General features: G+C 35.6%; 25 protein-coding genes, 1 rRNA gene and 2 other annotated features (1 of these 28 only partly in view). All 26 genes read right to left on the bottom strand.

The features are described 5' to 3' along the window. Positions 1 to 21, bottom strand: a sequence feature (ribosomal protein L10 leader region) (it extends 103 nt beyond the left edge of the window). Positions 22 to 70: 49 nt separating this feature from the next. Beyond that, complete coding sequence (rplA, locus tag BEN26_RS10445; RefSeq protein WP_068727177.1) at positions 71 to 766, bottom strand: 50S ribosomal protein L1; 696 nt, start codon at positions 764 to 766, stop codon at positions 71 to 73. A 93-nt stretch (positions 767 to 859) separates the two neighbouring features. Continuing rightward, a complete protein-coding gene (gene rplK / locus BEN26_RS10440) occupies positions 860 to 1,285 on the bottom strand; it encodes a 50S ribosomal protein L11 (RefSeq protein WP_068727175.1) in 426 nt (141 codons plus the stop codon). Positions 1,286 to 1,324: 39 nt separating this feature from the next. Then, the gene (nusG, locus tag BEN26_RS10435; protein ID WP_069799598.1) at positions 1,325 to 1,858 is read right to left on the bottom strand and encodes a transcription termination/antitermination protein NusG; all 534 of its coding nucleotides are present in this window, start codon (positions 1,856 to 1,858) and stop codon (positions 1,325 to 1,327) included. Between the two features lie 42 nt (positions 1,859 to 1,900). Then, on the bottom strand, positions 1,901 to 2,119 hold the full coding sequence (secE, locus tag BEN26_RS10430) for a preprotein translocase subunit SecE (RefSeq protein ID WP_068727173.1): 219 nt from the start codon (positions 2,117 to 2,119) through the stop codon (positions 1,901 to 1,903). 13 nt (positions 2,120 to 2,132) lie between these two features. Next, positions 2,133 to 2,282 carry a 50S ribosomal protein L33 gene (rpmG, locus tag BEN26_RS10425; protein WP_082732547.1) on the bottom strand — a complete coding sequence of 50 codons (150 nt, stop codon included), beginning with the start codon at positions 2,280 to 2,282 and terminating at the stop codon, positions 2,133 to 2,135. A 187-nt stretch (positions 2,283 to 2,469) separates the two neighbouring features. Further along, entirely contained in the window at positions 2,470 to 3,126 is a 657-nt protein-coding gene (sigH, locus tag BEN26_RS10420; RefSeq protein ID WP_069799566.1) for an RNA polymerase sporulation sigma factor SigH, read from the bottom strand. A gap of 93 nt (positions 3,127 to 3,219) precedes the next feature. Further along, a complete protein-coding gene (locus BEN26_RS10415) occupies positions 3,220 to 3,735 on the bottom strand; it encodes an NYN domain-containing protein (protein ID WP_069799568.1) in 516 nt (171 codons plus the stop codon). 17 nt (positions 3,736 to 3,752) lie between these two features. Continuing rightward, positions 3,753 to 4,499, bottom strand: a complete 747-nt coding sequence (rlmB, locus tag BEN26_RS10410) for a 23S rRNA (guanosine(2251)-2'-O)-methyltransferase RlmB (protein ID WP_069799570.1) — start codon at positions 4,497 to 4,499, stop codon at positions 3,753 to 3,755. Further along, positions 4,486 to 4,917 (bottom strand): Mini-ribonuclease 3, encoded by a 432-nt coding sequence (locus BEN26_RS10405; protein ID WP_304650439.1) that lies wholly within the window; start codon positions 4,915 to 4,917, stop codon positions 4,486 to 4,488. The genes rlmB and BEN26_RS10405 overlap by 14 nt, the downstream gene beginning before the upstream one ends. After that, complete coding sequence (gene cysS / locus BEN26_RS10400) at positions 4,914 to 6,320, bottom strand: cysteine--tRNA ligase (protein WP_069799574.1); 1,407 nt, start codon at positions 6,318 to 6,320, stop codon at positions 4,914 to 4,916. Before cysS ends, BEN26_RS10405 begins: the two co-directional genes overlap by 4 nt. Before the next feature lies 1 nt (position 6,321). After that, positions 6,322 to 6,963 carry a serine O-acetyltransferase gene (gene cysE, locus BEN26_RS10395; RefSeq protein WP_068727161.1) on the bottom strand — a complete coding sequence of 214 codons (642 nt, stop codon included), beginning with the start codon at positions 6,961 to 6,963 and terminating at the stop codon, positions 6,322 to 6,324. Positions 6,964 to 7,114: 151 nt separating this feature from the next. Next, positions 7,115 to 7,330, bottom strand: a binding site (T-box leader). 31 nt (positions 7,331 to 7,361) lie between these two features. Next, a complete protein-coding gene (gene gltX / locus BEN26_RS10390; protein WP_069799575.1) occupies positions 7,362 to 8,834 on the bottom strand; it encodes a glutamate--tRNA ligase in 1,473 nt (490 codons plus the stop codon). 63 nt (positions 8,835 to 8,897) lie between these two features. Then, the gene (gene ispF / locus BEN26_RS10385; protein WP_068727157.1) at positions 8,898 to 9,374 is read right to left on the bottom strand and encodes a 2-C-methyl-D-erythritol 2,4-cyclodiphosphate synthase; all 477 of its coding nucleotides are present in this window, start codon (positions 9,372 to 9,374) and stop codon (positions 8,898 to 8,900) included. Next, the gene (gene ispD / locus BEN26_RS10380) at positions 9,371 to 10,057 is read right to left on the bottom strand and encodes a 2-C-methyl-D-erythritol 4-phosphate cytidylyltransferase (RefSeq protein WP_069799578.1); all 687 of its coding nucleotides are present in this window, start codon (positions 10,055 to 10,057) and stop codon (positions 9,371 to 9,373) included. Before ispD ends, ispF begins: the two co-directional genes overlap by 4 nt. Positions 10,058 to 10,069: 12 nt before the next feature. Continuing rightward, entirely contained in the window at positions 10,070 to 11,155 is a 1,086-nt protein-coding gene (locus BEN26_RS10375; protein WP_068727152.1) for a PIN/TRAM domain-containing protein, read from the bottom strand. A 97-nt stretch (positions 11,156 to 11,252) separates the two neighbouring features. Then, on the bottom strand, positions 11,253 to 11,747 hold the full coding sequence (locus tag BEN26_RS10370) for a CarD family transcriptional regulator (protein ID WP_068727149.1): 495 nt from the start codon (positions 11,745 to 11,747) through the stop codon (positions 11,253 to 11,255). Between the two features lie 233 nt (positions 11,748 to 11,980). Next, positions 11,981 to 12,691, bottom strand: coding sequence for a CDP-diacylglycerol--serine O-phosphatidyltransferase (pssA, locus tag BEN26_RS10365; RefSeq protein ID WP_181482271.1), 711 nt, complete (start codon positions 12,689 to 12,691; stop codon positions 11,981 to 11,983). Continuing rightward, complete coding sequence (locus BEN26_RS10360; RefSeq protein ID WP_220126427.1) at positions 12,688 to 13,326, bottom strand: phosphatidylserine decarboxylase family protein; 639 nt, start codon at positions 13,324 to 13,326, stop codon at positions 12,688 to 12,690. The genes pssA and BEN26_RS10360 overlap by 4 nt, the downstream gene beginning before the upstream one ends. A 19-nt stretch (positions 13,327 to 13,345) precedes the next feature. After that, positions 13,346 to 14,425: a DNA integrity scanning diadenylate cyclase DisA gene (gene disA, locus BEN26_RS10355; RefSeq protein WP_068727141.1), complete on the bottom strand. Its 1,080-nt coding sequence runs from the start codon at positions 14,423 to 14,425 to the stop codon at positions 13,346 to 13,348. Positions 14,426 to 14,428: 3 nt separating this feature from the next. After that, positions 14,429 to 15,793: a DNA repair protein RadA gene (gene radA, locus BEN26_RS10350; protein ID WP_069799584.1), complete on the bottom strand. Its 1,365-nt coding sequence runs from the start codon at positions 15,791 to 15,793 to the stop codon at positions 14,429 to 14,431. 117 nt (positions 15,794 to 15,910) lie between these two features. Further along, positions 15,911 to 18,328, bottom strand: a complete 2,418-nt coding sequence (locus BEN26_RS10345; RefSeq protein WP_069799586.1) for an ATP-dependent Clp protease ATP-binding subunit — start codon at positions 18,326 to 18,328, stop codon at positions 15,911 to 15,913. 19 nt (positions 18,329 to 18,347) lie between these two features. Further along, positions 18,348 to 19,409: a protein-arginine kinase McsB gene (gene mcsB / locus BEN26_RS10340; RefSeq protein WP_069799588.1), complete on the bottom strand. Its 1,062-nt coding sequence runs from the start codon at positions 19,407 to 19,409 to the stop codon at positions 18,348 to 18,350. A 6-nt stretch (positions 19,410 to 19,415) separates the two neighbouring features. Continuing rightward, the gene (gene mcsA, locus BEN26_RS10335) at positions 19,416 to 19,943 is read right to left on the bottom strand and encodes a protein-arginine kinase activator protein McsA (RefSeq protein ID WP_068727133.1); all 528 of its coding nucleotides are present in this window, start codon (positions 19,941 to 19,943) and stop codon (positions 19,416 to 19,418) included. A 15-nt stretch (positions 19,944 to 19,958) separates the two neighbouring features. Next, on the bottom strand, positions 19,959 to 20,420 hold the full coding sequence (locus BEN26_RS10330) for a CtsR family transcriptional regulator (protein WP_069799590.1): 462 nt from the start codon (positions 20,418 to 20,420) through the stop codon (positions 19,959 to 19,961). 210 nt (positions 20,421 to 20,630) lie between these two features. Further along, positions 20,631 to 21,293: an HAD family hydrolase gene (locus BEN26_RS10325; protein WP_069799592.1), complete on the bottom strand. Its 663-nt coding sequence runs from the start codon at positions 21,291 to 21,293 to the stop codon at positions 20,631 to 20,633. A gap of 315 nt (positions 21,294 to 21,608) precedes the next feature. Continuing rightward, a 5S ribosomal RNA gene (gene rrf, locus BEN26_RS10320) occupies positions 21,609 to 21,717 on the bottom strand; the annotation flags it as partial.

Here is a 21,717-nt window from a genome sequence, read left to right as displayed (position 1 = left end):
CGGTAAAATGATTATTTAGTTACTTACAGTTTTATATAGTAGCACAACAAAGGTTATATGTCAAAATCCTTTATTTTACAACTTTAGATAAATTGATTTTGACACCTGGTCCCATTGTTGAGCTTACTGTCACATTACGTACATATTGTCCTTTAGCAGCTGCTGGTTTTACTTTAATTAAAGTATCAATAATCGTTTGTAAGTTCTCAATAAGCTTTTGATCATCAAAAGAGACCTTACCAATAGGAGCATGGATATTTCCTGCTTTATCTACACGATATTCAATCTTACCAGCTTTAATTTCATTTACTGCTTTAGCAACATCAAAAGTAACTGTACCAGTTTTAGGGTTTGGCATTAATCCTTTTGGACCTAGGACACGACCAAGTTTACCTACTGCTCCCATCATGTCCGGTGTTGCAACAACAACATCAAATTCAAACCAACCTTGTTGGATTTTATTGATGTAATCTTCATCACCAACATAATCTGCCCCAGCCATTTCGGCTTCTTTTGCCTTTTCCCCTTTAGCAAATACCAATACGCGTTGTGTCTTACCAGTTCCGTGTGGTAATACAACTGCGCCACGAATTTGTTGATCTGCCTTTTTGGGGTCAACTCCTAAACGAACAGCAACTTCTACTGTTTCATCAAACTTAGCTGGTGCTACTTTTTTTACAAGTGCAACAGCCTCTGCAGGATCATATGTTTTTGCCTTATCTACTTGTTTTAAAGCCTCTAAATATTTTTTACCAAATTTAGCCATTTTTCTTTCCTCCTTTGTGGTTATGCGGTTATACCTCCCACGATTTAGGGTTGGCTACATTAAACCAACCCCGTCCAAGCCATCTCATTAGCATTAGTCTTCAATTACGATTCCCATGCTACGCGCTGTACCTTCTACCATTCGCATAGCTGCTTCTACACTAGCTGCATTTAAATCAGGCATTTTTTGCTCAGCAATTTGACGTACTTTATCGCGTTTTACTGTAGCAACTTTTTTCCTATTTGGTTCACCAGAACCACTTTCTATTCCAGCAGCTTTTTTAAGTAATACTGCAGCAGGTGGGGTTTTTGTAATAAATGTAAAAGAACGATCCTCAAACACAGAAATCTCAACAGGAATAATCAATCCTGCTTGATCTGCTGTACGAGCATTAAATTCTTTACAGAATCCCATAATATTTACACCTGCTTGACCAAGCGCAGGACCAACTGGTGGTGCTGGGTTTGCTTTTCCAGCAGGAATTTGAAGTTTAACAACTTTGATTACTTTTTTCGCCATACGACACACCTCCTAAATTCGTAATGCGTTGTAGTTCGATTAAATTTTTTCAATTTGTGTAAAATCTAATTCAACAGGAGTTTCTCTACCAAACATGTTAACTAACACTTTAACTTTATGTTTCTCTGCATTGATTTCTTCAATATGACCAACAAAGTTTTGAAATGGCCCTTCAATGACTTTTACGTTTTCTTTTAATACAAAGTCTACTTTAGGACGAGCCTCTTCCATTCCCATTTGTTTAAGAATCGCTTTGGCTTCCTCGTCCAATAGGGGGGTTGGTTTAGAACCAGCGCCAGATGAACCCACAAAACCTGTAACACCAGGTGTGTTACGAACGACATACCACGAATCATCTGTCATAATCATTTCTACTAAAACATAGCCTGGAAAGACTTTTTTCATGGTAGATTTCTTTTTTCCGTCCTTGTTCTCAATTTCCTCTTCCATTGGAACAAGAACTCTAAAAATCTTATCTTCCATGCCCATGGATTCAACCCGTTTTTCCAAATTGGTTTTTACCTTATTTTCATACCCTGAATAAGTATGAAGGACATACCATCTTTTTTCCATACTACGATTGGACGCTTGTCCATACCCTCCCTTTTCAGGCAATTACTTTCCTAACCCTATTAGTTGCAACAATGAAGAAATCCCTAAGTCAACCACAAAAAAGAAGACTGTTACGAAAACGACAGTAGAAACCACAATCGTCGTGTAACTAACCAACTCTTTTCGATTAGGCCAGCGAACTTTTTTAAGCTCACGTATCCCATCACGAATAAAATCTATTGTTGAAGTAAATCCGTTTTTGATTTTGTTGAGAAATCCCATAACCGCACCCCCATTATCGAGTTTCGCGATGTAATGTATGATCATTACAGAACTTGCAATACTTCTTCATTTCAATGCGGTCAGGATTGTTTCGCTTATTCTTATTTGTGGTATAGTTGCGTTGTTTGCATTCGGTGCAAGCTAATGTTACTATAACCCGCATGGTTGTACACCTCCCACGTTCGATCTTTCAGTCACCATATTAAATAATCCTTAACGGCATCATTTGCACATCATAAATGTGTATTTGCATGGTTACCTCAAATACTTTATCACAATCGAATTTTGATGTCAAGATTTTTTATACTATATAGAAAAAGGGCTTATCTGAAGCCCTTCTGATTAAAAAATTAGATATGAATTTCATTTCTTCCTTCAAGATAACGCTCTAATTTTCTTTTTACCCTTTGCAATGCATTATCAATCGATTTAACATGTCGATTAAGGTCTTCAGCAATTTCCTGATAAGAACGGCCATCTAAATATAATCTTAAGACTTGACGTTCCAAATCGCTTAGAATTTCTCCTAATTTTTCTTCAATATCATCAAATTCTTCTTGATTAATGACTAATGCTTCCGGATCCATCAATTTGTTAGTACAAATCACATCGAGTAATGTGCGATCAGAATCTTCGTCGTAAATTGGCTTGTCCAACGAAATATATGAATTGAGGGGAATATGTTTTTGTCTTGTAGCTGTTTTAATTGCGGTAATAATTTGTCTGGTTACACACAATTCGGCAAATGCCTTGAAAGAGGTGAGTTTGTCTCCTCGATAATCTCTTATCGATTTATATAAACCAATCATTCCTTCTTGAACAATATCCTCCCGATCAGCACCAATAAGGAAATAAGATCGCGCTTTTGCTCGCACAAAATGCTTATACTTATGTATAAGATACTCAAGCGCATCGTGGTCTCCAGCATGGATATAATCCACTAAATCTTCATCTACTATATGCTCATATCGAGCTAATAGCTTCTTCTCCTCGAGGTTGACACTCACCGCGATCCCTCCGATTATTCTACTGTTCGGTCGTACAATTTATAATCGTATACCACATTATATATTATGTAATCTAGAATCGTCAATAAAACCCTATTTTTCCCTACGCCAATTTTCTAAAATTTTCATCATTTCATCATCAAGCGATGAAAAAATATTACGTTTTAATTCTTTATTTTGTTTTTCAACATTTCTTTTTACTGAGTCCATCATTGATTCTTTTTCAATCCTTAACTCTCTAGCAGAGATTCTTAAGGCTCCTTGTCCAAAAATAACTCTTTGTTCTGTATAGTCAGAGGTAGCAACATAAATCTGCCTTCTTCGGTGATCCAACTTTTTAACCAACTTTTCTATTAATTCATCAGCTGTTTCATTCTCTTTGGTATAGTAGATCGTAATCCTTTTATATTGGTACTTTTTCCCTTCCCCAGGAACTTGATGTGCGTCAAAAACAACAATTATCTTTCTGCCAGTATAAGCTTGATATTCTGTTAACCAATTTAACAGTTCATCCCTAGCTTCTTCTAATCGCCCTTGATCTTTTAATTCCCTTAAATTTGCCCAAGCTCCTATGATATTGTATCCGTCGATGATCAGAATTTCTTCCATGAAATTTCCCCCAGAAGTTAGAAACCTCGATTTCGGTATACTTCAAACATCATAATGGCCGCAGCAACAGAAGCATTTAAAGAGTTAACATGTCCTTTCATAGGCAATTTTACGATAAAATCGCACTTTTCTTTAATGAGCCGGGACATCCCCTTACCTTCACTACCAATGACTAACACAATAGGAATCTGATAATCCACTTCGGTGAAAGATTGTTTTGCTGATGCATCTGTACCAACCACCCAAAAACCCTCTTCTTTTAATTGATCAAGGGTTTGCGCTAAATTGGTTACCCTTGTTACAGGCACATATTCGATTGCACCTGCTGAGGTTTTAGCCACTGTTGCAGTTAAACCAACAGACCTTCTTTTGGGAATGATGATCCCATTTACTCCTACTACATCCGCTGTCCTTAGGATTGAGCCTAAATTATGAGGATCCTCGATCTCATCTAGCATAACAAAAAAAGGGATTCCATTGGTTTCTTTAACCTTTTGCAGTAGATTTTGAAAATCTTCATATCGATAAGCTGCAATAGAGGCAATAACCCCTTGATGATCGGTTGTTTCCGCCATTTGATCCAATTTTCTCCTAGGAACAAATTGTGTGATAATACCTCGTTCCTTTGCCATGACTAACACTTTGTTCATCGCTACTTTTTGAGTCCCTTCAGCGATATAGATTTTGTTGATGGAACGCTCTGATTGTAATGCTTCAATGACCGGATTTTTTCCCATAATAAAAAGATTATCATTTTTGTCCATTTTCTTCACCATCTTGTCTTTTGTCATTATATTGGATCGCTTCAAAAACAATTTGTTCTAGGCGGTCTATTTGATGAGATAAATATAGAAATCCAATTAGTGCTTCAAAAGCAGTACTATGTCGATATTCAATGACATTTGCATTTTTAGGAACTGTAGATGATTTTGTATTACGGCCACGCTTAACAATATCTGCTTCTTCCTCGGTTAATAATGGCATAATATAATGAAGTACCCTTGATTGGGCTTTTGCTGATACATAGGAAATTGCTTGCTTATGCAGTACATTAGGTTTTCCACCTTTAGAGAGGATAAATTCTCTAATGTACAGTTCATAGACTGCATCACCCATATAAGCTAAGGTTAAAGCGTTCATTTCTTTAGGATTTAGTGGCTTCCGATCCATCTTCATAATCATTTCCTTTTCCATCTTACTCCTTGAGGAGTATCTTCTAAAAGAATACCCTTTTCAAATAATTGATTTCTTATCTCATCAGCTCTTTGCCAGTTTTTATTCTTCCTAGCTATATTTCTTTCCTCGATCAATTCTTCGATCCAATCCTCACTGCTACTTTTTGTTCCCTCTATAAGTAACGGCTCTAAACCAAGAATGTTTAACCAAGTTTTCATGATGTCTAGCATTACTATCATGGTTTGTTTGCTTACTTTTTCTTGTTGAATATAAATGTTTATTTGTTTCATTAAATCAAATAAGACAGTAATGGCATTTGCTGTATTAAAATCGTCATCCATTTCTTTTTCAAATCTCACTTTTAATTCCTCAACAACCTGTTTCATCTCTTCTTCTAATAAATGATCGTTTTCCTCTATTTCTAGACGATGTAGTAAATTATCTATAGATATCTTAATTCTATCCACACTATTTTTAGCTTGAATAAGTAAATCCTCCGAAAAGGAAATGGGGTGCCTATAATGAACGCTTAAGATTAAGAACCTTAATACCATTGGTTCATATTGTTCGATTAATTCACGAACGGTCAAAATATTACCAAGTGACTTTGACATTTTTTCATTATTAATATTAATATAACCATTATGCATCCAATAGTTTGCTAATGGCTTATGGGTTAACATTTCTGATTGAGCGATCTCATTTTCATGGTGAGGAAAGATTAAATCTGCTCCACCTGCATGAATATCAATGGTTTCACCCAAATACTTTTTAACCATAGCAGAGCATTCAATATGCCATCCAGGTCTTCCTTTCCCCCATGGACTTTGCCATGACGTTTCTCCTGGTTTAGCAGACTTCCATAAGGCAAAGTCTAAGGGATTCATTTTTTTCTCTCCAATTTCAATTCTAGCCCCAACCAGTAAATCATCTACTGATTGATTAGATAACTTACCATATCCCTCAAATGCTTCCGTTTTAAAATAGACATCTCCTTCTTTTTCATAAGCCGCATTTTGATTGACTAATTCCTGTATAAAGTTTTTAATTTCATCTATATTTTCTGTTACTTTAGGATTAACATTCGCTTGTCTGATATTTAATGCCTTGGCATCCACTAAAAATTCTTGAATAAAACCTTCAGAAATCTCTTTTACTTCCTTTTTAAGTTCATTCGCTTTATTGATAATTTTGTCATCAATATCAGTGAAATTTTGAACATAGTTTACCTCATAACCTTTATACTCTAAATAACGACGTACTGTATCAAATACAATCAATGGTCTAGCATTACCTAAGTGGATCAAGTTATAAACCGTCGGTCCGCATACATACATGCTGACTTTCCCTTCTTGAATTGGTTTAAACACACCCTTTTTTCGAGTCAAAGTATTATAAATTTGTATCATTTTATTTCCCACCTTTAAGCTTATCAAGTTCTCTTTTCAATTCATCAATTTGCGTTTGCATCGAACGGATCATATCTGCGATTGGGTCAGGCAAATGAACTTGGTCTAGCTCATCTTTTATCCTCATCCCATTTTGGATTACGATTCTACCAGGGATGCCAACAACCGTAGAATGAGGAGGAACTTCACGTAAGACGACAGAGCCTGCCCCAATCTTTGAATAGTCGCCTATTTTCATCGACCCTAATATTTTGGCTCCTGAGGCAATTAAAACATGATTGCCGATCGTTGGATGCCTTTTCCCTTTTTCCTTTCCAGTACCACCTAATGTAACCCCTTGATAGATTGTCACATCATCTCCGACTTCACAAGTTTCACCTATAACGACACCTGATCCATGATCAATAAATAATCTCCTTCCTATTTTGGCAGCTGGGTGAATTTCAATTCCAGTCAAAAACCGGGCAAAATTTGAAACGATTCTAGCCAATAAACGGAAGTGATGATTCCATAAATAATGGGCAAATCGGTAATACCATATGGCATGAAGCCCAGAATAAGTGAGCATTACCTCCCAGAACCCCCCAGCAGCTGGATCCTTTTCCTTTATATTTTGGACATCTTCCTTTATTCTCTCCCACATACCTTCTCACCTCACACGTTATAACTAAATAGTCAAAAATGTGACGACCTCCATCGAAGAGTATTCCGATTACTTTTGCGGGGTACCATGGATATTGAAAGAAAGTTATGCTTTCTCTGCTTTTTAAAAAAAAACCGCCTCTATGCCTAGGCACAGAGGCGGTATATCCGTGGTTCCACTCTGTTTAGAATGTATAAATAATACATCCTCACTTTTATTCCGATAACGGGGGACCCGTTGAAACCTACTTATATTTCAGCCCAATGCTCAAAAGTGCATTTCAATGATTGATTGACAAACTTCTTTCAGCCTAGGAAGTTTTCTCTTAAGACAATTAATCATTTACTCTCTTTCTCATCGCAATTCTATAGTTTTCTACCCTATTTTATTCTTATTCTCTATTTTTCATGCCTTGTTGTCAAGAAGCGACTAATACGTTTTAAAACTTTCTCTTTTCCTAATAAGTATAAGGTTTGAGGAAGATCTCTTCCATGCATTAATCCTGTTGCAGCAACTCGGATAGGCATAAATAATTGTTTACCTTTATACCCTGTTTCTTTTTGAACGCTTTTTAATGCGGCTTGAATCGTTTCTGGTTGGTATTCAGTCAATTCATCTAATTGTTTATAAAATGCTTCCATTATAACCGGAATATGGCTCTCAGCAAGTATAGCTTGTTCTTCTGTTCCATATTGAACATCTTCTTCAAAGAACACCGTAGATAAATCAACGATTTCCTTCGCATAATTCAATTGATCCTGATAGAGTCCAACTAAGGTTTTTACCCAATGTTCTTGCTCTTCATTTAACTTCTCTGGAAGTAATCCGGCCTGTTGTAAATGAGGAAGACACAAATCATATATTCGCTCTAATGATGCCATTTTAATATAGTGATTATTCATCCAATATAATTTGTTTACATCAAAAACTGCAGGACTCTTGGAAACCCTTTCTAATGTAAATTGTGCGATCATTTCTTCCTTTGAAAGGATTTCTTCTTCCCCTTCAGGACTCCATCCAAGTAATGCGACAAAATTTACAATCGCTTCAGGTAAAAAACCAAGTGTTTTATACTGTTCCACAAACTGAATAATCGATTCATCACGTTTACTCATTTTTTGCCGGTCTTGATTAAGGATAAGAGAAACATGGGCAAATTGTGGGATATCCCAACCAAAGGCATGATAAATAACTAATTGTCTAGGTGTATTGGATAGATGTTCTTCCCCACGAATAACATGGGTGATCTTCATTAAGTGATCATCAATGGTTACAGCAAAATTATAGGTTGGAATTCCATCTGGCCTTACAATAACAAAATCGCCAATCCCATTCGAATCAAACTCTACTTCTCCACGTACAGCATCATTTACCTTTAAAATCTGGTCTTCAGGTACGTGAAAACGAATACTAGGCTTTCTTCCTTCTTTTTCATATGTCTCTTTTTGTTCAGGGCTTAATAGTCTACACTTCCCTGAATATCTTGGTGTCTCTCCCTTTTCGATATAACTTTGCCTTTCTACTTCTAATTCCTCAGATGTACAATAGCAATGGTATGCATGACCTTGCTTTAATAATATATCTACATGGTTACGATATATATCTAAGCGATCCATTGAACGATACGGCCCATACTCTCCACCTATATCGACTGATTCATCCCAATCTAATCCAAGCCATTTTAAACTAGCCAAAAGTTTTTCTTCTGCACCCTCTACATTTCGAGATTGATCGGTATCTTCAATCCGGATAATAAATCGGCCATTTTTTCTTCTTGCTAATAGATAGTTAAATAAAGCTGAACGAGCACTTCCTATATGTAAATGTCCTGTTGGACTTGGTGCAAATCTTACCCTTACTTGATCTGACATGAAGAATCCCTTCCTTCATATTTATTTATGCATGTTTTATCATAGCATAATCTTTATTTCCAATCACCATTTTGATAATAAAACGACTGCTTGTGCAGCAATTCCTTCTTCCCTACCTGTAAATCCTAATTTTTCCGTTGTGGTAGCTTTAATATTGATTTGGTTTATTTCACATTCTAAGATAGTAGCAATAATTTCTTTCATTTTAGGGATATGTTCTGCCATTTTAGGTTTTTGCGCAATAATTGTCATATCCGCATTTTCTATTGTAAAGCCTTCTTCTGTTGCGTACTGCCAAACCTTTCTTAATATCTCTTTACTATCAATCCCTTTAATTGTTGGATCATGATCGGGAAACCATCGCCCAATATCTCCTTTTGCTAATGCTCCTAATATCGCATCTGCTAATGCATGAAGCAGTACATCAGCATCAGAATGACCTAATAAACCCTTGTCATAAGGGATATGTACACCACCTATAATCAATTTCCTATTTCCCACAAATTGATGAACATCAAAGCCTTGTCCAATTCTTATCAATTCTCTTCACTCCATTGGTCTGATATCGCTTTAGCAATCAAAAGATCTTCAGGTGTGGTAATTTTAATGTTCTGATAATCACCTTCAAGAACATGTACTTTCACGCCAAGTCTTTCGACTAAAGAGGCGTCATCTGTACCAATAAAAAGATCAGCTTTTGCTTTTTTATATGCTTCTTTTAAAATAGACAGACGAAAAGCTTGTGGGGTTTGTATTGCCCACAAGCTCTTACGATCAGGCGTATTGATAATGATACCTGATTCGTCAATCACTTTTACCGTATCTTTGATGGGAACACCTAATACAACAGCATCAAAGATTTGAACCTTATCTATTAGATTTTTTATATGTTGTTCCTTCAGGAATGGTCTTGCACCATCATGCACCATTACCCATTCTGAGTGTAAAAATGCTAGGCCATGATCGATACTTTCTTGTCTTTCGGCTCCTCCATCTACGATTGCATCTACCGAAATATGATATTCCCGTAATAATTGCTGAACTAATTCTTTTTCTCTAGGATTAACGACAAGTATAATTTCATCGATCCATGGTTTTTGATAAAACCGTTCTAAAGTATGAATAAGAATAGGTTTGCCATTCAAATGAAAGAATTGTTTGTTAAAACCAAGCCCCATTCTTTTCCCTTGCCCAGCAGCTGGGATAAGCACTCCACATTTCATTGTACCAATCACCTATAACGCCTTTTCTAATAATTTGGGTTTTGCAAAAATCATTCTACCTGCTGAAGTCTGTAAAACGCTTGTGACTAAAACGTCAATATGATGCCCAATAAATTCTCTTCCGCCTTCAACCACAATCATTGTTCCGTCATCAAGATAAGCAATCCCCTGGTTATATTCCTTTCCATCCTTAATCACTTGAACATTCAATTCTTCACCAGGTAGTACCACAGGTTTCACTGCATTAGATAAATCATTGATATTAAGTACAGGTACGCCTTGTAGCTCGCAAACTTTATTTAAATTAAAATCATTGGTTACTACTTTTCCCTCTAGAACCTTTGCTAATTTTACAAGTTTACTATCTACTTCTTGAATCTCCTCAAAATCTCCTTCGTAAATAACCACATTAATATCTAATTCTTTTTGAATCTTATTTAAAATATCAAGACCACGTCGCCCTCTATTTCGTTTTAAAGTATCGGAAGAATCTGCAATATGCTGTAATTCTTCTAGTACAAAATGAGGAATAACTAGAATCCCTTCAATAAAACCAGTTTTACAAATATCTGCTATTCTCCCATCGATAATAACACTTGTATCCAGAATCTTGTGTTCGTATTTTGGGACTTGCTCTTTTTTATAAGTTTTATCCTTGTTTAGTTTCCCTAAAGAAAGGATAGAAACGATCTCATCTCGTTTTTTAAATCCGAGTCTAAATCCAAAATATCCTAAGAAAACGGAAAGGAAAATAGGAACAACCACATTAACAATAGGGATAATATTAATCGCTTGGGAAAGTAAAGCAGCAACAATAAGCCCCAATATCATTCCAATCATACCAAATAAAAAATCAATAATAGGAATCTTTAATATCAGTTCCTCCCCTTTATGAACCCATACGATGATGGTATCCATAAACCAAGCTGTTGATAAATATAAAATGAGTGCACCAAAAACCATACCTATGATTGATAAGACGACTTCATTTAAACCAAATAAATCATTTCGGAGCAAACGTATCAAATCAGGCATGTAAAGAAAACCTAATGTTCCTCCAAGAAAAATAAAAAATATTTGAAATGCTCTTTTCAACATTTCTTCACCTCCTTTTTCCAGTATTAACATTCCAAAGAAAAACAAACCTCAAATTACTTTATTTATCATATTAACGTTCCATTGTAGAAAAAAAGCGTCAAAAAGACGCGTCTTTCTCAGAAATAATATTTTCTAATAACTTAAATGCCTCTTCTTGTTTTAGTTCCTTTGCAAGCACAAGTTCACTTATCAGAATTTGTTTTGCATTTTCCAGCATTTTCTTTTCACCAGTGGATAATCCTTTTTCTTGATCTCTTAACATTAAATTACGTACAACATCTGCTATTTCATAAATATCTCCACTTTTCATTTTATCCAAGTTTGCCCGGTAGCGACGATTCCAATTTGCCGTATTATCTTTTTGGTGGTTTTTAAGTATGTCCATTACGTGATCGATTTCTTTTTCATCTACTACCTGTCTAAGACCGATTTCACTAACATTATTCATCGGAATCATCACTTTCATATCACCAATAGGGATACGCATGATATAATATCTCTTTTTTTCACCTAGAATTTCCTTCTCTTCAATAGATTCTATTACACCTGCGCCATGCATCGGATACACCACTTTATCCCCAACATTAAACAATATTCGTCACCCCCGGCTTAGAAATACGTTTCCATTTTATCACATTTTAATTATAGTGTCAAATTTAAAATTATTATATTAGCATACTATGTAGCTGTAAGTCAATATAGTTCAAACATAAAATTTATTTTTTTAAAATACTACTCTATACGTTCAACAATCATAAATAGTTTCAAAAAAAAAAAAGAAAAAAGACCTATATAAAATAAGTCTTTTATGAATGGTTCTTTCCTCTATTTAAGTTCAGATTCTAACTCATCATCAGTCAAATGATCTTTTTTTTTGGAAAATCCTTTTCGAATCCCGTAAATCGCATATAAAGCTAATGGTAAAAAGACAATTTTAGGGAATTCAGTTGGATACTTCACCGCTATTATGACAACTAAAAGAATAATAACAGGGGTAATCCAATAAGCTGCTTTAGGAATTCCAACTTTTTTAAAGTTAGGATATTTAATATTACTGACCATTAAATAAGATAGAAAAATCATCGTTAAAGATAAAACGACTGGTGAAAAAACCTCATGGTATAGGGTAATTGTCGCCAAAACTCCACCAGCAGCGGTAATTGGCAAACCAATAAAATAGCCTGGTATTCCAGCCTTAACGTTGAAGCGAGCAAGTCTTAATGCACCTGCAATTGGGAATATAGCTGTCACAAGCCAACCTAAAGGGCCTTGATCATGTATAACAGCTACATACATGATAAAAGCTGGAGCAACTCCAAAGGAAATAACATCTGAAAGAGAATCCAGTTCCTTTCCAAATTCACTCTGTGTGTTAAGAACCCGAGCAATTCTACCGTCTAAACCATCTAGTAACATGGCAATAATCACCATGATTGCAGCATATTCCGGTACTCCCTGAAATGCTAAAATGATTGAAATGATTCCCAAAAATAAATTCCCAACCGTAAATAGACTGGGAAGTATGCGATTAATCATTCTAAATACCTCCCGATCATCGTTTTTCCAGAATAAACTTTATCCCCCTTTTCTACAACAATTTCTGTCTTAACAGGTAAATAAAGTTGTGTTCCAGAACTAAATTTAATCATTCCTATTTTATCACCCTTTTTAATTTTTTGCCCTAATTTTGACCAATTTACAATTCGCCTTGCCATAATTCCAGCGATTTGAACAACGAGTACCTTCATTTTTTCATTTTCTATCCCTATAAAATTTTTTTCGTTTACTACATGGCTTTCAGGTCTTGTGGCAGGGATAAATTTGCCTTTTTTGTACTCTATAAATTTAACTTCACCTGAAATTGGACTACGATTGATATGAACATCTAATGGGCTCATAAAAATACTTATGCAGATAGCCCTCTGCTTCATGAATGATGTTTCTTCAATTTCACGAATATCTGTAATCACCCCATCTGCAGGAGCCATGATGGCTAATTCATCATTGATAGGTGATTCTCGCTTAGGATCCCTAAAAAAGTAAAGAACAAATAAGATAAGACCAATCCCAATCAATGATAACCAAGATTGGATTTCATATAAGACGCCAGTTAAGATCAAAAGAATACCAAGTGTAGGTAGTCCTTCCTTAATCAAAGCATGATGTTTCACAATCTCACCTCAATAGAGTTTAAATATGTCGATCAATGAAGACTTGTTCCTGGATTCGCTTGAGTCCTTCTTTAATCGCCCTAGCTCGAACCTCACCAATTCCATCAACATCATCTAATTCTTCAATTGTTGCCATCATCACTCTTGATAATTGAGAAAATTGCTCTACTAAATTGTTAATAATTGGACTTGGCAACTTTGGAATTCGACTTAATATACGGAAACCTCTAGGAGAAACAGGTTCTTCTTGAATATTGATGTTACCTGTATATCCAAGTAAACGAACAATATTTTGGCTTTCCAATAATTCATCTGGAGTTAATTTCTTTAACTCAGTTAAGACACGTTTAACTTCTTCTTCATTTTGCTCTTTATGGTAGTCTTTCATTAAACGGTACGCTTCATTTTCAATATTTGCTACCAATTCTTCAAGCTGCATGCTAATCAAACGACCTTCTGTTCCTAATTCATTGATAAATCGCTCAATTTCAGATTTTATTCGCTGAACCATTTCAATTCTTTGTATGACCAATACAACATCATTTAAAGTGACTAATTCTTCGAATTCCATAGCTGATAAATTCGTAAGAGCCTGATCCAAAACAGATTTATATTTTTCTAGTGTTTGTATCGCTTGATTTGCTTTCGTTAAAATAACACCAATATCTTTTAAAGCATAACGATAATTACCTTGATATAAGGTGATGACATTTCTTCTTTGTGAAATAGAAATGACCAAATGGCCTGTTTGTTTTGCAACCCTTTCCGCTGTTCGATGCCTTATTCCTGTTTCACTTGAAGAAATAGCAGTATCGGGATTTAAATGGGTGTTAGCAAATAAAATCCTTTTCAAATCATCACTTAAAATAATCGCTCCATCCATTTTCGCCAATTCGTATAGGTGGGCAGGCGTAAAGTCACAATTGATGGAAAATCCCCCATCTACGATATCCATTACTTCATTACTATATCCAACGACAATCAACCCGCCAGTTTTTGCCCTAAGAACATTTTCTAACCCTTCTCTAAAGGGGGTTCCAGGTGCAACTAATTTTAAAACACTGCTCATAAATTCTTCTCTTTTTATCTCTTTAGTCATGCCTTACCCTCCCAAAGCAATATCTAGAGCTTCCGCAATGGTTTTAACCCCAAGCACTTCGACCCCTGAAGGAATATTCCAGCCTTTTATATTATTAAAGGGTATGATAATCCGATTAAAGCCTAATTTTTTAGCTTCAAGAACTCTTTGCTCAATTCTTGATACCCCTCTTACCTCACCAGTTAAACCAATTTCACCTATATATACGTCATGTGACTGAACCGCTCTGTCCCTAAAGCTAGAAGCGATACTTACTGCTATTGAGAGATCAATGGCAGGCTCTCCTATTTTTACCCCTCCAGCGATATTAACAAAAGCATCCTGATTTTGCAAAAACATACCTAACCTTTTTTCTAAAACTGCCATAATTAAAGCCACACGTTGTTGGTCGACCCCAGTAGCCATTCTTCTAGGAGTTACAAAGCTAGTAGGTGATAATAAAGCCTGTACCTCTACTAGCACAGGTCTAGTCCCTTCCATACTTGCAACAACAGAAGAACCTGCGACTCCCATTGGACGCTCAGATAAAAATAATTCGGAAGGATTTTTAACCTCGATTAGACCTTCCTCCTTCATTTCGAATATACCCATTTCATTGGTGGATCCGAAACGATTTTTGACTGCCCTTAGAATTCGATAGGTATGATGTCTTTCCCCTTCAAAATATAAAACAGTGTCTACCATATGTTCTAATAATCTGGGTCCGGCAATTTCTCCTTGTTTTGTGACATGACCAACAATAAAAATGGCGATACCTTTTGATTTGGCAATCCTCATTAGGTGTGCTGTCGATTCACGAACTTGTGCTACGCTTCCTGGGGCTGAAGTGATCTGTGGATGATAAACTGTTTGAATCGAATCAATAATAACGATCATAGGATTGGTCTTGTCTATATGAGCTTCAATTTGTTCTAATTGATTTTCAGTTAATACCCATAACTCTTCTGCATGAACCCCTAAACGTTCTGCTCGCAATTTCGTCTGTTTCACTGACTCTTCACCCGAAACATACAAGACACGGTTTCCTGAACGAGCAATGCTTTGCGATGATTGTAACAATAAAGTGGATTTTCCTATACCAGGATCTCCACCAACCAAGATTAGGGAACCTGGTACAATTCCTCCACCTAAAACACGATTTAATTCTTCTATATTTGTATTTATTCTTGGCTCTTCTTCAACATTTATTCCAGATATTGATTGTGGGGAGGAAGACCAGGAAATTTGTAAACGATTTGGACTAGATGTTTTCTGTTCTATTTCCTCTACCATAGTATTCCATTGATGACAACCTGGACATTTTCCCATCCATTTTGGGCTTTCATATCCACATTCTTGGCATATATATTTACTTTTTATTTTACTCATCTAAATTTCCCCATTTTTATATCTACTATTTATATATCATACCGTATTTAATTACGAACTACAACGATAAGAGAAAAGGACCCCTTAAATAGAGTCCTCATAACACTTTTAAAAAAATTACTTTTTAACGACTAAAGCATCATTTTCAACATCTATCGTTACAACGTCACCTTTCTTAATATTTCCTTTTAAAAGTTCCTCAGAAAGTTTATCTTCGATATGCTTTTGAATGGCTCTACGCAAAGGTCGAGCACCAAAATTAGGATCATATCCTTCTTTTGCTAAGAACTCTTTCGCTCCTTCATTTAGTATAAAATCAATTCCTTGTTCTTTTAACCTTTCACGCAACTGATTGGCCATAAGAGTAACAATTTCCTTAATATCCTCTTTTGAAAGTGCATGGAAAACAATCACTTCATCAATTCTGTTCAAGAACTCAGGTCTAAAGTTACGTTTTAACTCACTCATAACTCGATTCTTCATATTTTTATAATCATCTTCTGCTGTTCTCGTTGTAAATCCTAATCCAGTGTCTTTCTTAATCATCTCGGCGCCAACATTGGATGTCATAATCACTACTGTGTTTTTAAAATCAACCATTCTTCCTTTACCATCTGTTAAACGACCATCTTCTAAAACTTGCAATAGAATATTAAAGACTTCTGGATGAGCTTTTTCTATTTCATCAAGTAAAACGACGGAGTATGGCTTTCTTCTAACCTTTTCAGTTAATTGCCCACCTTCTTCATAACCAACATATCCTGGAGGTGCCCCAATTAAACGAGAGGTTGCATGTTTTTCCATATATTCCGACATATCAATACGAATGACTGCATTCTCATCGCCAAACATCGCTTCAGCTAATGCTCTTGCTAATTCAGTCTTTCCAACCCCTGTTGGTCCAAGGAAAATAAATGAACCAATAGGTCTTTTAGGATCTTTAAGTCCTGCTCTTGCTCTTCGAATCGCTCTAGAAATTGCCTTAACTGCTTCTTCTTGACCGATAACTCTTTCATGTAATATCGATTCCATTTTTAATAATCGTTCTGTCTCTTCTTCAGCCATTTTTGTTACAGGAATCCCTGTCCAGCTAGCAACCACATGAGAAATATCATCAATAGAGACCTCTGTGTCTGTACGTCCCTGCTGTTCCTTCCATTTATTTTTGGTTACTTCTAATTCTTCTTTTAGTTGTTGTTCTCTATCCCTTAAAGAAGCTGCCTTTTCAAATTCCTGACTCTGTACAGCAGAATCCTTTTCCTTTTTGATTTCGGCTAATTTTTCCTCTAATTCTTTTAAATTTGGTGGGACTGTATAGCTATGAAGGCGAACTTTTGAAGCAGCTTCATCAATCAAATCAATTGCTTTGTCTGGTAAGAAACGATCAGTGATATATCGATCAGATAATTTCACCGCTTGTTCAATTGCTTCATCAGAAATTTTCACCCGATGATGTGCTTCATAGCGATCTCTTAATCCTTTTAAGATTTGTATTGTTTCTTCAACAGTTGGTGGATCAACCATAATGGGTTGAAAACGACGCTCTAACGCAGCGTCTTTTTCAATATATTTACGATACTCATCCAAAGTTGTTGCACCGATTGCTTGCAGCTCACCTCTAGCTAAGGCAGGTTTTAGAATATTTGAGGCATCAATAGCCCCTTCTGCTCCACCTGCTCCTATTAGCGTATGAAGTTCATCGATAAATAGAATGATATTACCGGCTTGTCGAATTTCCTCCATTACCTTTTTTAGCCGATCCTCAAACTCACCACGATATTTTGTTCCGGCTACTAAAGTCCCCATGTCTAGTGACATCACTCTTTTATCCCTTAATGTTTCAGGAATCTCATTATTTACGATTCTCTGAGCCAACCCTTCTGCAATTGCTGTTTTCCCAACTCCAGGTTCTCCAATCAGAACTGGGTTATTTTTTGTTCTTCGACTTAATACTTGAATCACACGTTCAATTTCCTTTTCTCTACCAATCACAGGGTCTAATTCACCATTTTTCGCAATAAAAGTAAGGTCTCTCGCTAAAGAATCTAAAGTTGGGGTATTATGGTTAGCGTGATGCGGCTGATGCGATGAAACCGCCTCTGTGTTTCCAAGTAATTGCAATACTTGTTGCCTAGCTTTATTTAAGCTAACACCTAAATTATTTAGTACCCTTGCTGCTACGCCTTCTCCTTCACGGATAAGCCCTAATAAGATATGCTCAGTTCCCACATAAGTATGTCCCAATTTCCTAGCTTCGTCCATTGATAACTCTATTACTTTCTTTGCTCTAGGCGTATAGGAAATGGTCATAGGTTTCCCTTGGCCTTTACCTATTAAGGACTCAACTTCAGCTTGAACTTTTTCTAAGCTGATATTTAAAGATTGCAAAGCTTTTGCCGCAATTCCTTCTCCCTCTTTAACTAACCCTAATAAAATATGTTCAGTTCCTATATTATAATGCCCAAGTCTAACTGCCTCTTCTTGAGCTAATGCTAAAACCTTTTGTGATCTTTCAGTAAAGCGTCCGAACATCATGATTTTTTCCTCCTTCTTTTTACCTTTTAGTCAATCTTTCTCTAATGATTGTAGCTCTACGCACATCTCTTTCCTCTGGTGTTAGGACATCACCGGCATCCAATTGTAGAAAACCTGGTTGAGTCAATACCATCAATTCATTTAATATTGTTGATGAAACACCTTTAATCATCGCCAAATCTATTCCTAGCCTTACATCTGACAATCGTTGCATTGCTTCCTTAGAATCCATTATTTTTGCATAAGATAAAATACCATAGGATCTTCCAACCCTATCTTCTAACTTTGTTTTAGATTCCAGAAGCAAGTTTTTTCTAAATTGTCTTTCATGGTCGATAATTTGGTTAACGACCCCTTGTAAATTATCAATAATATCCTCTTCCGTTTGTCCTAAGGTAATCTGATTGGATATCTGAAATAGATTACCTAGTGCTTCACTTCCCTCACCATATATCCCTCTAACGGTTAATCCTACTTGAGTAATAGCAGAGATGATTCGGTTGATTTGTCCCGTTATAACCAATGCCGGCAAATGAAGCATAACAGATGCTCTAATTCCTGTACCTACATTTGTTGGGCAACTGGTCAAGTAACCTCTTTTCTCATCAAAAGCATATTCAAGCTTTTGCTCTAATAAATCATCTATTTGATTTGCCATTTTCCAAGCCTCATAAATTTGAAATCCCGGATATAAACATTGAATCCTAAGATGGTCTTCCTCATTGATCATAATACTAATTGCTTCATTTTCACTTAGCGATACAGCCCCTCTACGGGATTCATGAGCTAGATTTGGACTGATTAAATGTTTTTCTACCAGAACCCTTCTTTGTAGCTCACTTAAATGTTCTATTTCAATTAATTCAAATTTACTAATTTTCTTTATTGCTTCTTGGTTCAAAGCCCTACTGATTTCATCAACTACTGCTCGCGCTTCAGAATCAGTTTCTAACAAAGGGAAAGGATGATTTCTTAAATTTCTTGCTAAACGTAATCGACTACTGATCACAATATCTGATTCAGGTCCAGCACCACTCATCCATTCACTTATTGGATTTCTTAAAAATCGATCTAATGACATTTCGCCTCAACCCCGTCTTTCCGTAAGTTTGAGCTCAAGTTCTTTAATTTTATCCCTAATTTTTGCCGCTTCTTCAAATTCCTCTAAAGCTATCTTTTTTTGAAGTTGATCCTTTAATTCTCGAAGTTCCTTCTTTAATTTTATTTTTCCCCCTGTACGAGTAGGAACTTTGCCACTATGCTGACTATTGCCATGGATTCGTCTAAAAATGGGTTCCAATTGAGGCTCAAAATATTGGTAACAGTCACTACATCCAAACTTACCCGTTTTTTTGAATTGATTAAAAGTTAAACCGCAATTTTTACAACGTAAAGGATCCATAGATGTATTTGGAGAATGACCATGTACCATTTGGTCAAAATTTAATAATCCTGATAGTAACTGGGGAAATGAAAAAACATTTGTATCAGTAGGTATGATTTCTCCTTTTTCCTTTGCACATTGCTCACATAAATGCATTTCGTTCTTTTGTCCATTTATAATTTTGGTAAAGTGAAGTGTTGCTGGTTTTTCCCCACAATTTTCGCAAAGCATTCAACTTCCCTCCTTCTATTTCGAAAAAATAACCCTTAATGTTGCCTTTAGTATATTTGAACGGATTTGATCACGTATTGGTAATGGTAAACTTAGTACTTCTCTACTAATAATTGATTTTATGATGGAATACTCATTTTCATTAATAATCTTTTCTTCTTTTAATCTTTCTATTATAGTAATCGCTTGTGATTGAGCAATTTCTGACCCTATCAATTTATTTAAAGCCTTATAAAAAGAATCGTTTGATTCAATTTCTAACTTTTTTATCCTAATGTAACCTCCACCACCTCTTTTACTTTCAACAGAAAATCCTTTTTCTAGTGAAAAACGGGTACTGATTACATAGTTAATTTGGGAGGGAACAACTTGGAATTTTTCTGCTAGTTCACTTCTTTGAACTTCAATAACCCCGTCGTCACTAAATTCAAGAGCGGTTTTTAAAAATTGTTCAATGATGTCAGATATATTCCTCATTCTATCCTCCAATCGAAATAAAATTGACTTTGACTAACTTTGACCTTTATTTATATTATAATATCTATTTTGTATTTTGCCAATTCCCTAAAAGTTACTCGAACTTTTCATCTTTGAAGCATTGGTTATATAAAAAAAACAGAGCAGAATACTACTCTGTATTTTAACCAAGATATACTTCTTTTACACCCTTCACTTGTTTGATTGATTCTAGCCATTCAACACTGCCAAAATTTGATCAAAGGATTGAATGACCACATCTGCATTTTTTAATTCATCCTTAGATGAAAAGCCAAAATCACATCCAATCACAAAAAGCTTATTCGTTTTACCTGCTTCAACATCAGATTGTCGATCTCCTACCATTACTCCATTTTCAATCGAATAATCTTGAACCAGTTTTTTTACTAAATCATTTTTGCTCTTTGTTTCAAATTCGCCAGCACTATACATTGCTTCAAAATAATGATCAATACGAAAAGCTTTTGCAAGTTCTTTAATATATGTTTCTAGCCCATTACTGGCAACAAACAACCGATAACCTTGATTTTTTAATTGTAATAAAGTCTCAATGACTTGAGGGTATAAAGCTCCGTATCCTTCGCTTACTCCCTCAATCTCATAATGGAGCATATAATCATTTGCTTTTTTATGTGCTTCTAAGGAAAGATGAGGTAATAATGTTTGCCATATATCTTCTAATGTCTTTCCTATAACAGATAATAATTCCTCTTCACTAAATTTTTTCCCTATGTAATACCCTTCAGCTTCCAATCTTGCAAAGGTTTTCTCAAATGATGGAATCACTAATTTTTCTGTCTGAAATAATGTTCCATCAAAATCAAAGATGATAGTATCCACTTCATTGTTCAATTTATATACTCCTTTCTTAAAGAAGAAAAGTGCATTTATTATTTCTCATTATATAACAACTTAACGTTTTTTACTCCCCTAGCTTTCAAAACACAATAACTTTCTTCGACTTTCATAAGAAAAGGTTGTATATTCCATCGTGCTCCGTCATCCGTGCCCTTCTATGAATAAAGATTAAGGAGAGAAGGGCACTTTTGAAAGTCGCAACTTATGGAATATACAAACCCCTAAATGACAAGTGCAAGAAAGTTATACTTTCTTATCTTTTAACAAAGCCAATAAAAAAAGCTAACCACATGGTTAGCTTTTTTTATTGCCTGGCAACGTCCTACTCTCCCAGGACCCTTCGGTCCAAGTACCATCGGCGCTGGAGGGCTTAACGATCGTGTTCGGGATGGGAACGAGTGTATCCCCTCCGCCGTCA

The organism is Tepidibacillus sp. HK-1 (genome assembly GCF_001748485.2).
In the GTDB taxonomy this organism is placed as follows: Bacteria; Bacillota; Bacilli; order Tepidibacillales; family Tepidibacillaceae; genus Tepidibacillus_B; species Tepidibacillus_B infernus.
This window is presented reverse-complemented; position numbering and strand designations above follow the sequence as displayed.